Source organism: Nocardia acidivorans NBRC 108247 (assembly GCF_001625085.1).
GTDB lineage: Bacteria > Actinomycetota > Actinomycetes > Mycobacteriales > Mycobacteriaceae > Nocardia > Nocardia acidivorans.
This window is the reverse complement of sequence record NZ_BDAW01000033.1, coordinates 14,122-29,176: the sequence shown is the minus strand read 5'-3', so window position 1 is coordinate 29,176 and position 15,055 is coordinate 14,122. Positions and strand designations below refer to the sequence as shown.

The 15,055-nt window shown below is 67.8% G+C and carries 13 protein-coding genes; 5 read left to right on the top strand and 8 right to left on the bottom strand.

Annotation, left to right across the window (positions count from 1 at the left end; all coding sequences use genetic code 11):
• Positions 1–12: 12 nt before the first annotated feature.
• Both NA10_RS19010 and NA10_RS19005 read right to left on the bottom strand, forming a co-directional pair.
• Positions 13–723, bottom strand: coding sequence for a dienelactone hydrolase family protein (locus tag NA10_RS19010; RefSeq protein WP_067569833.1), 711 nt, complete (start codon positions 721–723; stop codon positions 13–15).
• A gap of 81 nt (positions 724–804) precedes the next feature.
• The gene (locus NA10_RS19005; protein WP_067569831.1) at positions 805–1,128 is read right to left on the bottom strand and encodes a rhodanese-like domain-containing protein; all 324 of its coding nucleotides are present in this window, start codon (positions 1,126–1,128) and stop codon (positions 805–807) included.
• Between the two features lie 86 nt (positions 1,129–1,214).
• Between NA10_RS19005 and NA10_RS19000 the strand changes: the two genes are divergently transcribed.
• Together NA10_RS19000 and NA10_RS18995 are read left to right on the top strand one after the other, a co-directional pair.
• A complete protein-coding gene (locus NA10_RS19000; RefSeq protein WP_067569829.1) occupies positions 1,215–1,682 on the top strand; it encodes a MarR family winged helix-turn-helix transcriptional regulator in 468 nt (155 codons plus the stop codon).
• Positions 1,683–1,689: 7 nt separating this feature from the next.
• Entirely contained in the window at positions 1,690–1,902 is a 213-nt protein-coding gene (locus tag NA10_RS18995) for a TetR family transcriptional regulator C-terminal domain-containing protein (protein WP_067569827.1), read from the top strand.
• On the opposite strand, the gene NA10_RS18990 is transcribed toward NA10_RS18995, so the two are convergent.
• The 3 genes from NA10_RS18990 to NA10_RS18980 form a co-directional block, all read right to left on the bottom strand.
• Positions 1,903–3,429: a YfcC family protein gene (locus tag NA10_RS18990; protein ID WP_067569826.1), complete on the bottom strand. Its 1,527-nt coding sequence runs from the start codon at positions 3,427–3,429 to the stop codon at positions 1,903–1,905.
• Positions 3,426–4,775, bottom strand: a complete 1,350-nt coding sequence (locus NA10_RS18985; protein ID WP_067569825.1) for a M20/M25/M40 family metallo-hydrolase — start codon at positions 4,773–4,775, stop codon at positions 3,426–3,428. The genes NA10_RS18990 and NA10_RS18985 overlap by 4 nt, the downstream gene beginning before the upstream one ends.
• Positions 4,776–4,842: 67 nt before the next feature.
• Positions 4,843–6,144: an ROK family transcriptional regulator gene (locus NA10_RS18980; protein WP_067569954.1), complete on the bottom strand. Its 1,302-nt coding sequence runs from the start codon at positions 6,142–6,144 to the stop codon at positions 4,843–4,845.
• 82 nt (positions 6,145–6,226) lie between these two features.
• Here NA10_RS18980 and NA10_RS18975 point away from each other — a divergent pair, with 82 nt between their 5' ends.
• From NA10_RS18975 to NA10_RS18965, 3 genes are all read left to right on the top strand, one after another.
• The gene (locus NA10_RS18975) at positions 6,227–7,771 is read left to right on the top strand and encodes a carboxylesterase/lipase family protein (RefSeq protein WP_084514932.1); all 1,545 of its coding nucleotides are present in this window, start codon (positions 6,227–6,229) and stop codon (positions 7,769–7,771) included.
• A 173-nt stretch (positions 7,772–7,944) separates the two neighbouring features.
• Complete coding sequence (locus NA10_RS18970; RefSeq protein WP_067569823.1) at positions 7,945–8,643, top strand: S1 family peptidase; 699 nt, start codon at positions 7,945–7,947, stop codon at positions 8,641–8,643.
• A gap of 308 nt (positions 8,644–8,951) precedes the next feature.
• The gene (locus NA10_RS18965) at positions 8,952–11,210 is read left to right on the top strand and encodes an Rv1355c family protein (protein WP_067569821.1); all 2,259 of its coding nucleotides are present in this window, start codon (positions 8,952–8,954) and stop codon (positions 11,208–11,210) included.
• Positions 11,211–11,247: 37 nt separating this feature from the next.
• On the opposite strand, the gene NA10_RS36865 is transcribed toward NA10_RS18965, so the two are convergent.
• The 3 genes from NA10_RS36865 to NA10_RS18950 are packed head-to-tail and all read right to left on the bottom strand — an operon-like array spanning position 11,248 to position 14,674.
• Positions 11,248–12,225: a Rossmann-fold NAD(P)-binding domain-containing protein gene (locus tag NA10_RS36865; RefSeq protein ID WP_169812606.1), complete on the bottom strand. Its 978-nt coding sequence runs from the start codon at positions 12,223–12,225 to the stop codon at positions 11,248–11,250.
• 8 nt (positions 12,226–12,233) lie between these two features.
• Entirely contained in the window at positions 12,234–13,655 is a 1,422-nt protein-coding gene (locus tag NA10_RS18955) for an aminotransferase class I/II-fold pyridoxal phosphate-dependent enzyme (protein WP_067569817.1), read from the bottom strand.
• On the bottom strand, positions 13,652–14,674 hold the full coding sequence (locus NA10_RS18950; protein ID WP_067569815.1) for a helix-turn-helix transcriptional regulator: 1,023 nt from the start codon (positions 14,672–14,674) through the stop codon (positions 13,652–13,654). The genes NA10_RS18955 and NA10_RS18950 overlap by 4 nt, the downstream gene beginning before the upstream one ends.
• Positions 14,675–15,055 lie beyond the last annotated feature (381 nt).

Genomic DNA, 15,055 nt, shown 5'->3' with positions numbered 1-15,055 from the left:
CCGGCTGTTCGACTATACCTGCGGCTCGCCCGACGAGAGATGGGTGTCGAAGAAGGCGAAGATGCGCTGCCAGGCATCGGAAGTGGCCTCGGCGTTGTAGCCCAGGCCCAGCACCTTCAGCAGCGGCTGGCCGGGATGGTTGTCGGCGAACGAATGTCCTGATTTCGGATAGGTTTTCACATCGTGCGGCACTCCGGCCTCGGTCAGCGTGCGCTCGAGTTTCGGCCCGCGGCCGATATTCTGCGGATCACGACTACCGTAACTGGCCACGACCGGGCACGACCCGCGCAGTATCTCGTCGTAATTGCCACGGCCCGCCGGATAGAACGGCGCGGCGGCGTCGAACCCCTCGGTGGCGGCCAGTAGCGCGAACGCACCGCCCAGACAGAAGCCCGCCACCGCGACCTTGCCGGTACAGCGCGGATCGCCGGTCAGCTGCGCGCGGGCGGCGAGGATATCGCGTACCGCGCGGCTGTCGCGTTTATTGCCCATGAGATCGCGAATCATCCCCGGCACGCACCGGACCGCTCCGCGCGAGAACAGGTCCGGTGCGATGGCGAGGTAACCGTGATCGGCGAGCATGCGGGCGGATTCCCGCACGGCGCTGCCGATTCCGAGCATGTCGTGCAGTACCACCACCCCGGGCCACGGCCCCTCCCCGGAGGGTGTGGCGAGGTAGGCCTCGATGGGCCCGTCGGGCGCGTCCAGTTGCATTGAGCTCATCGACGAGCCCCCTCCGCAGTCTGCGAACACCGAATGATGACTGCTGCGGATCTTAATGCGTCTGGGACGATTTCTCCGGGCTTAGCTCTCGATTGGCAGGCCCGCCTCACTCCAATCCTGAATGCCGTCACGGTATTTGCGGACATTGGTGTAGCCGAGTCGCTCCAGTGCGGTGGCGACATTCTGGCTGTTGCCGCAGGCCGCGTTGGAGCAGTAGGTGACGATGGCGGCCGCCTTGTCGGGGAGCAGTTCCGGTGCGCGGGCGTCGACTTCGGATTCGATCAACGGCAGCGCACCCGGGAGATGCGCCTTGGCGTAGTACTGGCCGCCGAGGGCGTCCAGCACCGTCACCGTTCCGGCCTCGATCTCTTTGCGGAGTTCTTCGCGAGTGATCAACGTGGTCATGGGTTTTCCTTTCCCGAGCACAAAAGTATGTGCGTGTGCACGCTACTACTTATGTGCGCCCGCACGCAACCGGTTATGCTGAACAGGTGGCACCGAAACCCCACCCCGCCGTCTCCGCCTGGGCCGCCCTGCTCCAGGTGCACGCCAGACTGGTCCCGGAGCTGGACGCCGAACTGCGGCGCAGCACCGGACTTCCGCTGAGCTGGTACGACGTCCTGCTGGAACTGGATGGGCCGCAACGCCTGCGGATGAGCGATCTGGGCGAGCGGGTGGTGCTGAGCCGCACCCGGGTGAGCCGCCTGGTCACCGAACTGGAAGCACAGGGCCTGGTGCGCCGCGAATCGAATCCCGACGACGGGCGCTCGGCCTTCGTGAGCATTACCGACCGGGGCCGGGAACGGTTCCGCGAGGCCGCCCCCCACTACCTCTCCGGTATCGAGCGGCGCTTCGGCGGACAGCTGGAGCGGGGTGAACTGGAGACGGTCGCCGCCGCGCTCACCAAGGTGCTCGCCCCCGCCGACCTGCCCGATCCGGGGCCGCGCAGGACTCGCTGAGAGCTATATGCGGGAGCGTTATCGCATTGGCGTCGAGGGCTTCTCGGCATCGCTGCGCGACATGCGCGATGCCGGAAGGCTACCCGCACATGTCGATCCCGCTGCCGCCGCCGTCACGCTCTTCGCCCTGGCCGACGGCCTGCAATCGCGTTGGCTCATCGATCCGAGCTTCGATATGACGGCGCAGCTGGAGCGGTACCGGGGCAATCTGATTCGCTGATCAGCCGATCCAGGCGGCGATGGCCAGGAAGGCGCAGATCAGGACGAACAGGATGCCCATGAGGGGGGCGATGAACTTGACGTAGCGGTCGTAGCGCACCTTGGCCAGGGCGATGCCGCCGGTGACCACGGCCGTGGTGGGGGTGACCAGGTTCGCCCAGCCCGAGGCCGACTGCCAAGCCGTAACCACCAGGGAGCGCGGCACATTCGCGAAATCGGCGAGCGGGGCCATAATCGGCATGGCGAGGGTGGCGTGGCCCGAGGTGGAGGGGATCAGGAATGCCAGCGGCACATTCACCAGGAAGACCGCGACGGCGAAGACGGCCGAGGAGGTGCCGGTCACCACGCCTTCGAGGGCATGCAGCACGGTGGCGGTGATCTGGGTGTTGTTCATGATCACGGTGACGCCGCGGGCCAGCACGATGACAATGCCCGCGCCGACGAAATCGCCGAAGCCCTTGCCCACCGCCTCGGACATGCTGCTCTCGCCGAGGCCACCGACCAGTCCGATCACCACCGCGCCGACCAGGAACAGCGCGGTCAGCTCCGGGAAGTACCAATCCAGTTCCCAGCCGAAGGATTTCGCGTCCGGGCCATTGATGACCGTGGCCCAGGGAATGATCGCGAAGATCATGAAGGCGAAGGTGAGACCGACCAGCCACAGCACCAGAATCTGCCGCTTGGTCAGCGGATCCGGTTCGTGCTCATCGGCTTTCACCTCCCGATCGCCGGGTTGCCAACCGGACCAAGACTTCTCGGGATCGTTCTTGACCCGGCGCGCGTACCAGAGCACATAGGCGACGGTGACCGCGGTGAGCACGACCAGCATGGCCAGGCGCAGCACGATGCCGTCACCGATCGGCACATCCGCGGCCGAGGAGGCGGTACCGGTGGCGAACGGGTTGACCGTGGAACACAGCACGCCCACACCCGCCCCGGCGATGATCGCACCGACCGCGGTCATGCGGTCGTAGCCGAGCGCCAGGGTCAGGGGGACCAGCAGCGCGTAGAAACCGAGGGTCTCCTCCGCGAACCCCTCGACCGTGCCCGCGACGGCGAAGACCACCATGATGCCGACGATGAGCAGGAACGACCGGCTGCGCAGTTTGTATGCCAGCCGCCCGATTCCGCTGTCCAGCGCGCCGGTGGCGAAGGCGACGGTGATGAACGCGCCGACCGCGAGCACGAAGAGGAAGACCGCCGCGGCGCCGTAGAGCGCACCGGAGCTGTCGGGCGCGACCTGACCGTTCTCACCCCGGATACCGTAGAGGCCGTTGATCGGGGCGAGGAACAGATCACGCATCCGCTCGCCGATGTTCTTCGCACCCTCGATGCGGTGATAGGACCCCGCGATGGTGTGGCCCTTGTCGTCCACCTGATACGCGCCCGGCGGAATCACGAAGGCGGCCAACCACACCGCCACCGTGACGCCCGCGAGAATCGTGTAGGTGGAGGGGAAGCCGCGTTTCTTCTTATGCTGCGCGGGCTTGGGCGCGGATGCCGGATCGGCCACCGTGGTGTCGCTCATTTGCGCATCCTGTTCGCGAACAGTTGGAAGAATTCGGCCTCGGCGAGGGCGGTATTGCTCAACTCGCTCAACAGGACTCGCTCATTGAAGCCGTGCATATTGCACTTCGAGTCCTCCGCGCCGATCATGATCACCTCGGAGTTCGGATTGGCGGCGGCCATGGAGTTGGTGAGCGGAATCGAACCGCCCATGGCCGAGTCCACCACCTCGGTATTCCACGCCTTACCCATGGCCTCGCGCATGGCGGCATACGCGGGACCGCTGGTGCCCGCGGCGAATCCGGCCCCGACATCACCACCGGTGACGGTGAGTTCGATGCCGTAGGGCTTGACCTTCTTCAGGTGTTCGATCACCGCGCGCTGACCCTCGGCCGGATCCTGTTCCGGATGCACGCGGACGTTCAGATACGCCTTGGCGTACGGAACCACCGCCGACGCAGCGGTTTTCACCGGCGGCGCGTCCAATCCTATGACCGTGACGGCGGGTCCGTACCAGATCCGCTCACCGATCGGCCCGGTGCCCAGCAGCGGCATTCCCGGTGCCATACCGGTGATTTCGGCGAATTCCGCATCGGTGTAGTTCGCGCCGGTCCATGTGTCCCGCCGCAGACCCTGGACCGCCACATTGCCGTCGGCATCGTGCAGGGTCGCGAGCCCGGCCACCAGCGCGAGCAGGGCGTCGGGGGCCGCACCGCCGAACTGACCGGAGTGCACCGGGGCCGCGAGCGTGCGCACCTCGACGAAAACGTCCGCGACACCGCGCAATGCGGTGACCAGGGTGGGGGTGCCCGCCCGGATATTGCCCGCATCGCAGATGAGCAGGGCGTCGGCCTGGAAGAGATCCGGCTTCTCGCCCGGATAATCGTCGAAGCTGGAGCCGTACTCCTCCTGCCCCTCGATGACGATGGTGACCCCGACCGGCGGCTTACCGCCGTAGGCCCGCAGTGCGCCGATGTGCGCGACCACATTGGCCTTGCAGTCCGCCGCGCCGCGACCGTAGATCGCACCGTCCTTCTCGGTCGGCGTGAACGGCGGTGTGTTCCAGAGGCTTTCATCACCGGAAGGCTGAACGTCGTAGTGCCCGTACAGCAGTACGGTCGGCGCACCGGGTGGCGCGGGGATGCGGCCGTAGATGACCGGGGAGGTATCGGGCAGGTCCAATACCGAAATATCGTCGACACCGGACTTCCGCAATTCTTCCGCTACGAGATCGTGCGCCCGCCGCACGTTCTCTTTCGGATAATCCGGAAAGGCGATGGACGGGATTGCGACGAGCTGCTCGAGCAGGTCTTTCAGCTCGGGCATGAGGTCGCCGACAGTGCCACGCAGGTCCTGACGCAGATCCATTACGCTATAGAACCACCCCGCGTAGTGAGATCAGCGAATCTACGGCGATCTTTACTGAACCGCGACGTCAAGCGCCCGCAGGCGTGTTCGCGCGCCGTCCGCCGACCGCCAGCTGCGGTACCGTGGCCGGATCGGAAAGCACTGTGCGCCTGGCGAATTCGATCGCGCCGACCAGCATGGCCTCGGCGCCGAGCACCCCCGGCGCGATCCCGATATCCAGCCCCCTGGCCAGTGCCCGCCGCCCCGCCAGGCGAGCTTCGATGGTCGGCGACAACCAGGGAAACCACTGCGCGAGCAGTCCGCCCAGCACGATCTCGTCCACATCCAGCAGCGCGGTGATGGCGGTGATCACCGCGCCCAGCGCCCGCGCCGCCGTCGCGACGGCGGCCAGCGCCCGCGCGTCACCGGCGGTGAGCGCCTCGACCAGTCGCCCCGACGCGGCCTCGAGCCCCTCGCGAGCGAGCACTTCCCCGAACCCCGCCGCACCCAGTACAGCCTCCGGTCCGGCATAGAGCACCAGGCATCCGCGCGCACCGCACAGGCACAGCGGACCGTCGAGGGCCACCGGCATATGCCCGGGCTCCCCCGCGATCCCGTGGCTGCCGACCTGAATTCGCCCGTGCAACACCACCCCACCGCCGATGCCGGTCCCGGCCTCGATCAGCACCAGTCCGCGCCTTCGCTCCCGCGCGTGATACTCGGCGAACGCGGCGGCATTCCCGTCGTTCACCACATCGATCGGACAATCCACCCCGGGCAGCCGCTCCCCGACCAACTCCCCCAGCCGAACCGGCCCCAACCATCCGAAGTCCGCCGCCGCCATGACCGTCTGCGCGGCGTCATCGCGCACCGGCCCGGCCATGGCGATGACGATTCGCACCAGTACGGAGTTCGCCGCCGGACCGGCCAGCGCGGTCGGAACCCCGGCGGGCCGGCCCGGCGAAGCCATTGACTCGGAGGCATTTTCGGCCCGCCGGACGGCGGCCGCCACGGCATCGGCCATACTCTCGGGCCGGCCGGGCACGGCGTGGTGCGCGGCCGATTCACGCCATACGATCTCGCCCGCGAGATCGGCCACCACCACGCGCAACTGCTCGGAGGTGATCTGCACGGCCACCGACAGCGCCCGCCGCGGAGCCAAGCGCAGTGGCCGGCCCGGCCGGCCGCGCCCGCCGCCGCGCACCGCATCGTCCTCGCGCACCAGCCCCCGCTCGACCAGATCGCCGACGAGCGCGGTCACCGACCCGTGCGCCAGCCCCGTGGCCGCCGCGATCTCCGTGCGCGCGCACGGCCCGGCCGCGGCGATATGCCGGAGCACCAGGCCGAGATTGCGACGGCGCACGGCGGCGGAGTCCTGGGGGCTGCCCACGTGTGCATGATCCACAGCTCGACATTATGCTGGCCCTGAATTATTTCAACAGTTGACTTATATATTGGAGCAGAGGTTTCGCATGCCAGTACCGCATATCGGCCGCCGCACCCTACTGCTCGGAGCGGGCGTACTGGCGTTGGGTACGGCCTGTTCCACCGGCGGACCCGGGAAGGGGAGCGCCACCTCGGCAGAGACCGTCACCACCGCCTACGGTCCGGTGCGAGGCGTCCGGCGGGATACCGGGACGGCGTACCTCGGCATCCCCTACGCCCAGCCCCCGGTCGGCCGGCTGCGATTCGCGGCCCCCGTACCGCCGACGCCGTGGCGCGAAACGCTCGACTGCACCCGGTACGGGCCGACGGCGCAGCGCAAACAGCTCTCCGAGGTGACCGCGATACCGGAGCCCAGCATTCCGGGCGACGGCGTGCTGAACCTGAACGTCTTCAGCCCCGATACCGGTGAGAACGCGAAACTGCCCGTACTGGTGTGGATTCACGGCGGCGGCTTCGTAGCGGGCAGTGCGGCCAGCCCCTGGTATGACGGCGCGGCCTTCAATCGCGACGGTGTGATCGTGGTGTCGATCGGCTACCGGCTCGGCATCGAGGGCTTCCTGCACCTCGACGGCGCACCGGACAATCGCGGGGTGCTGGACTGGATCGCGGCGCTCGAATGGGTGCGCGACAATATCGCGGCCTTCGGCGGCGATCCGGACCGGGTCACCGTCGCGGGTCAGTCCGCCGGCGGCGGTGCGGTCTGGGCCCTCATGGCCGCGCCCGCGGCGAAAGGTCTTTTCCGCGCGGGCATTTCGGCCTCCGGTGCGGTGTCCCAGCCCAATGACCGGGCCACCGCCGTGGCGCTCGCGGAGCTGTTCACCAAGCGCAGCGGTCTGCCCGCCACCGCCGCCGCGCTCGGTGACCTGTCCGGCGACCGGATTCAGGATCTGGAGGACACGTTGCGTGCGATCGGCCCGGACAGCGGTTCGGCGCTGGCCCTGGCGCCCTTCGCCGACGGCGACACGATTCCGCTCGATACCGCCGAGCTGTTGAAATCCGGTGGGGCGACCAATGTTCCGCTGCTGCTCGGCTTCACCCGCGACGAATTCAATGCCATGGCCCAGGACCAGCCGGTCACCGATGCGGCCCTGCCCGCCGCCTTCGCCGCGATGGGCCTGCCGCCCGACGCCGTCGACGCTTTCCGCGCCGCGTATCCGGCAGACAATGCCGCGCAGTTGCTCGGCCAGGCTCAGAGCGACTTGCTGTTGCGCGCACCCTCGTACAAGCTGGCCGAGGATCGCGCCAAGCGCGATCAGCCGACCTGGTTCTACGAATTCACCTGGGCCTCGAAAGCGCCGAAGTTCCAGGGCACCTCGTTCCACTGCCTGGATGTGCCGTTCGCCTTCGACTGCCTGAAGGCGCAGGGCGTGACGGCGGTGGCGGGTGACAATCCGCCGCAATCGCTGGCGGATGCGGTGCACCGGTCATGGGTGTCCTTCGTCACCCATGGCGATCCGGGCGGCGACTGGCCGCGCTACACCGCCGAGCGGCGGCAGACCATGATCTGGTCCGAATCACCGCGGGTCCAGGCCGATCCCTTCGCCGCTCAGCGCGCGTTGTGGCTACGCTGAGCGCTCATCGGCGGCCGCGATAACCGGCCACCAACCGAAACCCCCGCCCGCGACGAATATCCACCGGCGAGCGTTACCGGGCCGCGTACCGGGTATGCCACCGTTCGTGTACGACAACGGCAAACTGATGGCAACTCCGAATCGGAGGTGTCGGGACGGATGGGTGGTTCCCTATGCTCGGATTTCGCCGGTGGGTCGCGCCCGCCGTAGTCGTGGCCACGCTGAGTCTGCCCGCCGCGCAGGCGCAGGCGGAGCCGGGTGACACCCGGGCGGCGCTCGGCGGCGGATCCGGGATCGTATTGGGTAGCTCCACCAAATGCAGTCTCACCACCATCGGCCACGATGCCGCCGGGCGACTGGTCGGCTTCACCGCCGGACACTGCGGGGAGGCCGGCACCCCGGTGCACGGTGAGCGTTTCCCGGACGCCGGGGTGATCGGCGTGGTGCGCACCTCCGATGCCGAATTGGATTACGCCGTCATCGAATTCGATCCGACCGCGGTGACCCCGCTGCGCACGGTCGGCGCGACCACCATCACCGGCGTCGGCGAACTGCCCGCGGCCTGGGATGTGGCCTGCCAGAACGGTCGCACCAGCGGATTCGCCTGCGGCACGGTGTGGTCGGCGGGACCGGGCGGCTTCCTCGATCAGGCGTGTTCGGGTTACGGCGATTCGGGTGGGCCGCTGACCATCGGCGACCAACTGGTCGGGCTGGTCTCCAGGCCGCTCATCAATGACACGGTGGGACTGCGATTCAGCTGTACGAGTCCGATGAATCCGCTGCACTCGCCGGTGGTCGCGGTCTCCTTCGACGCGGTGCGGGCGGCCGTGGACGCGACCGATGACATCGGCTCGGGCTTCCAGCCCATCTGAGGCTTGCGGCGCTCGTGAATCAGTGTCCGGTCAGCACATTCAGCGCCGGTCGATATCGGCCTCGGTGTTGTAGAGATGGCAGCCCAGCCGCAACCGCCCGGCGCGCACGGCCCCGATCACCCGCGCCGTGCGGAGCCGCTTCCAGCGTCTCGGGGGGCGGGCACACCGGTCATATTCCCAGTGTGGGCGCGCCCCGGGCGCTGTGAAATATCCACCGGCACAGGAACTGACATGGTTTCCGGTTCGATTCACCCTGATCCTGCGCCAATCCCCGCCATGATCGCCGGTCCGGGGTGTACACCTTTTCCATGCGGACCCGGAACGGTGGGGACAATTCTGAATGGCGGCCGGTTCATTTCAATGCGGCCAGTGCGAAAGACCGGGAGGCGCTCGCCGAGCTTCGGGATACGGTGAATCCTCGCGTACACGACACAATTACCGGACAATTACGACAACTCGGAATTGAGCGCGGCCCCGGTCCGAATTGCGATCTGGCGGAATACGGGGTGTGGGTCTGGTATCCATGGACCGGGGATTTGGTACATCTGCTGCCGGAACAGGACTTTCGCGCGGTCCGAACCGATCGCAATCGCTACCGGATCACCGCCGAGGAGCAGCGGCGACTGGCCGGAACGCGTATCGGCGTGGTCGGACTCTCGGTCGGCAACGCGGCCGCGATCGCCCTCGCCACCGAAGGCATCGGCGGGGTGTTCAAACTCGCCGATTTCGACCGGATCGGCCTCACCGATTTGAACCGGCTGCGGGCGCGAGTAGCGGACCTCGGTGTCGACAAAACGGTGCTGACCGCACGGCAACTGCTCGAGATCGATCCCTTCGTGCGAATAGAACTGCACAGCATGGGAATCCGGGATCTACTGGTCGACGACTTCCTACTCGGCGGCGGTCGGCTGGATCTGCTGGTGGAGGAGTGCGACGATCTGCACACCAAGGTACTGCTCCGGGAACGCGCACGCGCGCACGGTATTCCGGTGCTCATGGGGACCAGCGATCGCGGCATGCTCGATGTCGAACGCTTCGATCTGGAGCCGGATCGGCCACTGCTGCACGGGTTACTGGGAGCCGTTCGCGCGAAACAGCTTCGGGGACTGTCCGCACAGGACAAGATGCCGCACATCATGGCGATTCTCGGCGAACCCAGCGTGCGCGCCGCCGCCTCGCTCCCGGAGGTGGGCCGAACCATCGGCGGCTGGCCGCAATTGGCCTCGGCCGTGGCCCTCGGCGGTGCGATAATCACCGACACCGCCCGCCGACTGCTGCTCGGCGAATCGGTCCCGTCCGGCCGCTACCACGTCGATCCGGGTGAGCTGGTGACCGCGGAGCACCGCCGTATCGGTGAACCCGCAACCGCCGCAACGCCATTCACCATCGCCCCGGAGGCCCGCGCTATCCCCGCACTGCCGCCGCATCCCGGCACGCGCGTGTATCTCCCCGACCGCGACACGCTCTCGGAGGAGGCGGTGCGCTGGATAGCCGCCATGGGCACCCTCGCCCCCTCCGCCCACAATGCGCAGCCGTGGGCACTGCGCTGGCGGCGCGACCATGCCCGCCTGGAGTGCCGCCACAACCCCGCCCGCGATCTCCCGGCGCTGGATTTCGAGAACTGTGCGACCTGGGTGGGTTTCGGGGCCCTGCTCGAGAACGTGGATCTCGCCGCCGCACAGCTCGGCGTGCGGGCCGATATCCGGCCCTGGCCAGATCCCGCCGACGACGCCCTGATCGCCACGGTCGAATTGCGTCCTGCCGCGGGCTCATCCAGCTCCGACCGGTTGGCCACCCACCTCACCTCCCGGGTCACCAATCGGGTGCGCCAGGAACGCCGCGAACTCGAGCCCGCCATTGCCGAACAGCTCACCCGGATGGCCGCGAAAGCGGGCGGCAGACTGCAATTGCTGGATACCGCAAAGGAACTCGATGAAATCGGCGCGTTGATAGGCGCGGCCGATCGCCTCACCCTGCTGAACGAGGCTATGCATCACGAGACCATGCGCGGTTACCGCTGGACCGCCGAGGAGGTCCGCGCCCACCGGCACGGCCTGGACCTGGCCACCGCCGAGCTGACCGCCGCCGAACGCACCGCCCTGGCCCTCATGCGCGACTGGTCCGTCATGCGCTGCCTGCGCGAGATCGGCGGCGGCCGCGCCCTGGAGGATCTGTCCCGCGGCGCGGTGGCCGCGGCCTCGGCCGTCGGCCTGCTGACCGTGCCGCGCCAGTCCCGCGAAAGCTATTTGCACGGCGGCCGAATCATGCAGCGCCTCTGGCTCACCGCGACCCGCGAGGGCATAGCCCTGCAACCCATGACGGCCCTGCCCCTGCTCTTCGCCCGCCTGGAACGCGGTGGCGGCCTCGGCCTCGCCGACGAGGAACGCGATCAGCTCCGGACGCTGCGTAAGCGCTACCGCGCCCTTTTCGAGGCCCCCGCCAATCGCGCCGAGGTCCTGCTCTTCCGCCTCGCCCACGCCGCCCCACCCTCGGCCCGCGCGCTGCGCCGCCCGCTGCACGAGGTCTTGACCTTCGACCCGCCCGCGATATCCGGCGACGCAAGCTGAGCGCCCGGGCACGCAAGCGGCCGGTAAGACCGATTCCTCACGGGAGTGGAGCAGTCGACTGCGGCCGGTTGAAATCCGCCGCGAGACGCAGGATCTCGGCCGCGGTGGCCGCACCGTAGGCGCGACTGGCGGCATGCGGGCGATCGGCCGGATAGTTGGAGCGATGCGCGACGGTGATCCCGGTTGGCAGCCGCACCGTCGAGTTGGCCACGGTGGCAACGCAATTGCCGCCCGCCTTGGCGGTGAGATCGACCACCACGGCACCGGCCGTGAGCGAGTTCAGGGCCGAGTGGTCGAGCAGGATCGGGGCCTGGTCGCCGCGATGCCCCGCCGCGCAGACGATGAGCTCCGGATCGGTGGCGGTAATGAGGTCGACGATCGCGCCGGGGGTCGGCGATATGAGGAAATGCGCTGCGCCACCTGCGATCGCGGATTCCCGCTGTGCGGCGCGGATGCCGATCGCGGTGGGCCGATCGTCACCGCAGCGCACCGCGGCGCCGATGGCGGCCAGTCCGGCTCGGCCGCACCCGATCACGAGCGAGCGGACCGGGCGCACCCGAACGCGCTCGGGCAGCAGCGCCCGGCCGGCGCGGTAGGCGACATCGCCCGCGATCATGCTCATGGCCGAGAGCGGATCCAGCTGCGCGGCACCGGGTTCGGCGGAGATCCGCTCGAAGGACACCGAGTGCACACCGCGCGCCTCGAGCGAGCGGATGCGCGCCGCGCGCTGCACCGGATCCTGGAAGCCGAGCAGGGACTGGCCCGCGTGCAACGGTACGGTGTCCAGGTCATAGGCCGGCGGCTTCACCCAGGCTATGACGTCCGCGTCGGCGAATACCTGCGCACGGTGCGCCACAAGCGTGGCTCCGGCCTCGGCATAGGCGCGGTCGGTGAAATCGGCCCGCCAGCCCGCTCCCTGTTGGACGCGCACCCGGACATCGCGGGCCCGCAGCCGCGCGACATCGGCCGGGGTCAGTGCCACCCGCCGCTCCCGGGCGGCCGTTTCCCGCGGCACGCCGACGATCATGACGCGATGGCGGGAATCCGCCGCTCCGACAAAGCATCTCCGTAGGTCATCCCGCCGCGCAGTCGTCGCAGCAGGCATTCCAGCCGGTCGAAAAGTTCGTGCAGCAGTTCGACGGCGCCGTCCTCCTGCCCGGCTCCATAGCGGGGCGCGGCCACATTGAGGCGGACGCCGAGCCGATGGGATCCGGTGCGGCCCAGGGCGACACTGTCGATCCCGGCCATGGTGAGCAGCAGGTCCTCCAGCTCGGGGCTGGTGCGCACACCGGCGTTCGCCAGCAGCTCGGTGTCGAATTCGACGGTCAGGAACATGCCCTGGCGGCTGCCGAGCGGTCGCAGCAGCTCCGTGCCGAATCGATCATTGATTCCGGCGAGCAGCGCGCACGCGGTCTCGACCTGTTCGCGGAGCAGGGTTCGGTTGTGCGCCAACTGTTCCGCGCGGATGTGCTCGATGGTGGCGCGGGCCAGGTGTGTGGTCTCGCGCTGGAACGAGACACAGAGCCGCGCCCGGATCCGCTCCAGCCACACGGTATTCCCGGTGCAGGCCGCACCGATCTTGTTCGGGCCGAAGGCGTTGTACGCCTTGGAGTTTCCAGTAATGCTCAGCACCCGGTCGTAGAGCCGCACCGGCCCGTCCGGGGTGGGCACGGTGAGCGCGGCGATCGGTAGGTGATCGTCGACGAGCAGATCGAAGGACATATCGCAGATGACCGGGACCGCGGCCGCCACCAGTACCCGGCCGATCTCGGTCAGCTCGGCCACGGTGTATTCCGCGACCACCGGATTGCCGGGCAGCGTCAGCATGACCCCGCACAGATTCCCCTGTGCGGCATGGTGTTCCAGCGTCCGGGCCAATTCGGTCGGATCGATCTTGAAGTCCCGATCCGCCGTCGCCCCGCTGGAGACCATGCGCAGCCCGTACTTGGCGATATGCACGCTGGCGCTCTTGTAGTACCCCTCCGGGCACACCAGCACCCCGCCGGGCCGCGCGATGGTGGCGATTGCCTCCTCCAACAGCACCGTGCTGGAGTACGGGCACACCAGCACCTCGCCAGGATCGACCAGCACCCCGGCCACCTCCGGCACCGGTGCGCACAGACGCTGAAACAGCCGCTCCGCCGCCAGCTTTCGCAGCACCAGGGGTTGCTTCTTGTCGTACAGCCGCCCATCACGGTACTCGTCGGGCTGGGTGCGGGTCATCACCTCGCGCCATGCGGTATTCAACGCCTCGGCCGTGGCGTCGTCCATCCGCAGCCCGGTCTCGCCGTGGTAGGCGTCGATGATCCCGCGATAGGTCCGGTCCCGCGTCCCGGGGAACCAGGGATCGGGGCCGAGGTAGGCGCGGGCGGCCTGCTTGCGCTCATCGGAGCGATTGGTGAGGCGCACCGGGTCCGGGCACAGCACTGCCGTGCGTTCGGTCACCGGTACCCGCCTTCCCCGCTCGCGCCGGGGCCGTCGGACCACGATTGCGCGAGCGCGGCGCGGAACAGCGCGCGGCTGTCCTCCGGGCCGAGTCGCGCGAATCGCGCCAGCGCCGGCTGCGCCATGATTTCGTTGACCACGAGGGCCATTCCGGCACTCCTGAGTTCGTAGAGTTTGTCGAACCTGCTCTGCGCGAACTGGACATCGTGTTTGAGCGCGGAGAAGCGGGTAGCGACGCGTTCGCGCCGCGCGTAATCGTATTCGCCCGTGGTCACATAGCTCTCGTCAACTATGAGCATGCTCTGCGCGTTGCTGGCGTGCAGGCGGTCCACCAGCACCGTTTCGACGCCCGCGCGCACCTGTTGCCAGATCTTGTCCTCGTACGGCACCACATCGGATATCTCGTCGATGACATAGAGCCGCCGCACCGAGACCCCGGCGCGGGCCAGCCGCATGATCTCCAGGTGGTATTCGTCGCCCAGGTCTCCGCCGATGGCGCCGAGGTCGGCGGTGTGAATGGCGCAGATCGCCCGAGAGGCGTTGCCCAGCACCGTCAACCAGTCATTGATGGTGTTCCATTCCCATACCGTGGCACTACCCGAAGGAATCTGGGTCAGAAGTTCCTCGGCGCGTTCGAGCTGACGCTTGGCGATGAAGCCGAGCGGTTTCACCTCACCGCGGGCCGCGCTCACATCGATCAGACTCTGCGCGATGGCCAGCACGCGCGCCACCGCCTCGGGATCCTTGCCGAGCAGAATATTGAACTGCATGCGCAGATCGCTGCTGACCAGGTCGGCGGCGGTCTCGGTGCCGACCACCGGCATGCGTTCGCCCAGTACCGAACTCAGCCGTTCCCGTAGGGCGAGGGGCGGTATGCGGGTGCCGTTCTCGATCTGCTGGATCAGACTGCGCGAACAACCGACCTGTTCGGCCAGTTGCAACTGCGTGAGATCGCGTTCCTTGCGGAGTCGGCGGACCAGTTCACCGACCTGCTCGCCGTCCGCGGCTGAGCGAGACATGCTGCCTCTTTCCATTGCCGTGCCACCACGTGCCATGCGGCACCCATAGTAAGCACGATGTGTCATGTGTGCCAGACGTGTCCACGGAGTTTTCGATTTGCAAGGTTGCAGTGCCCGAAATCGCCTTCGGCAGCGGCTACTTCGAGCGTGTGTGGCAATCACGCATGCTCTGCGACAGGCAGACTCGCCTCGAAATTCAAGCGATAACGCCTAACTGCGAGCAGATTTCAGATACTTGTTGAGCATGATGCTTATTCAGTATCTGCACTGGATTCGATTCAGCTTCTGACACCACAACATCTCGCTTTTTGCCATGAGTGACATCACATATCCTCTATGGCACAGGCACTTTCAGCCGCGAGGGTGCCTGCAGCTCCCGAG

Coding starts and splice junctions, on each gene's coding strand:
- NA10_RS18950 (WP_067569815.1), bottom strand. CDS start 14,674: ATGTCTCGCTCAGCCGCGGACGGCGAGCAGGTCGGTGAACTGGTCCGC.
- NA10_RS18985 (WP_067569825.1), bottom strand. CDS start 4,775: ATGGATCTGCGTCAGGACCTGCGTGGCACTGTCGGCGACCTCATGCCC.
- NA10_RS18995 (WP_067569827.1), top strand. CDS start 1,690: ATGCGGGAGCGTTATCGCATTGGCGTCGAGGGCTTCTCGGCATCGCTG.
- NA10_RS19010 (WP_067569833.1), bottom strand. CDS start 723: ATGAGCTCAATGCAACTGGACGCGCCCGACGGGCCCATCGAGGCCTAC.
- NA10_RS18965 (WP_067569821.1), top strand. CDS start 8,952: ATGCGGACCCGGAACGGTGGGGACAATTCTGAATGGCGGCCGGTTCAT.
- NA10_RS18970 (WP_067569823.1), top strand. CDS start 7,945: ATGCTCGGATTTCGCCGGTGGGTCGCGCCCGCCGTAGTCGTGGCCACG.
- NA10_RS18990 (WP_067569826.1), bottom strand. CDS start 3,429: ATGAGCGACACCACGGTGGCCGATCCGGCATCCGCGCCCAAGCCCGCG.
- NA10_RS18975 (WP_084514932.1), top strand. CDS start 6,227: ATGCCAGTACCGCATATCGGCCGCCGCACCCTACTGCTCGGAGCGGGC.
- NA10_RS19005 (WP_067569831.1), bottom strand. CDS start 1,128: ATGACCACGTTGATCACTCGCGAAGAACTCCGCAAAGAGATCGAGGCC.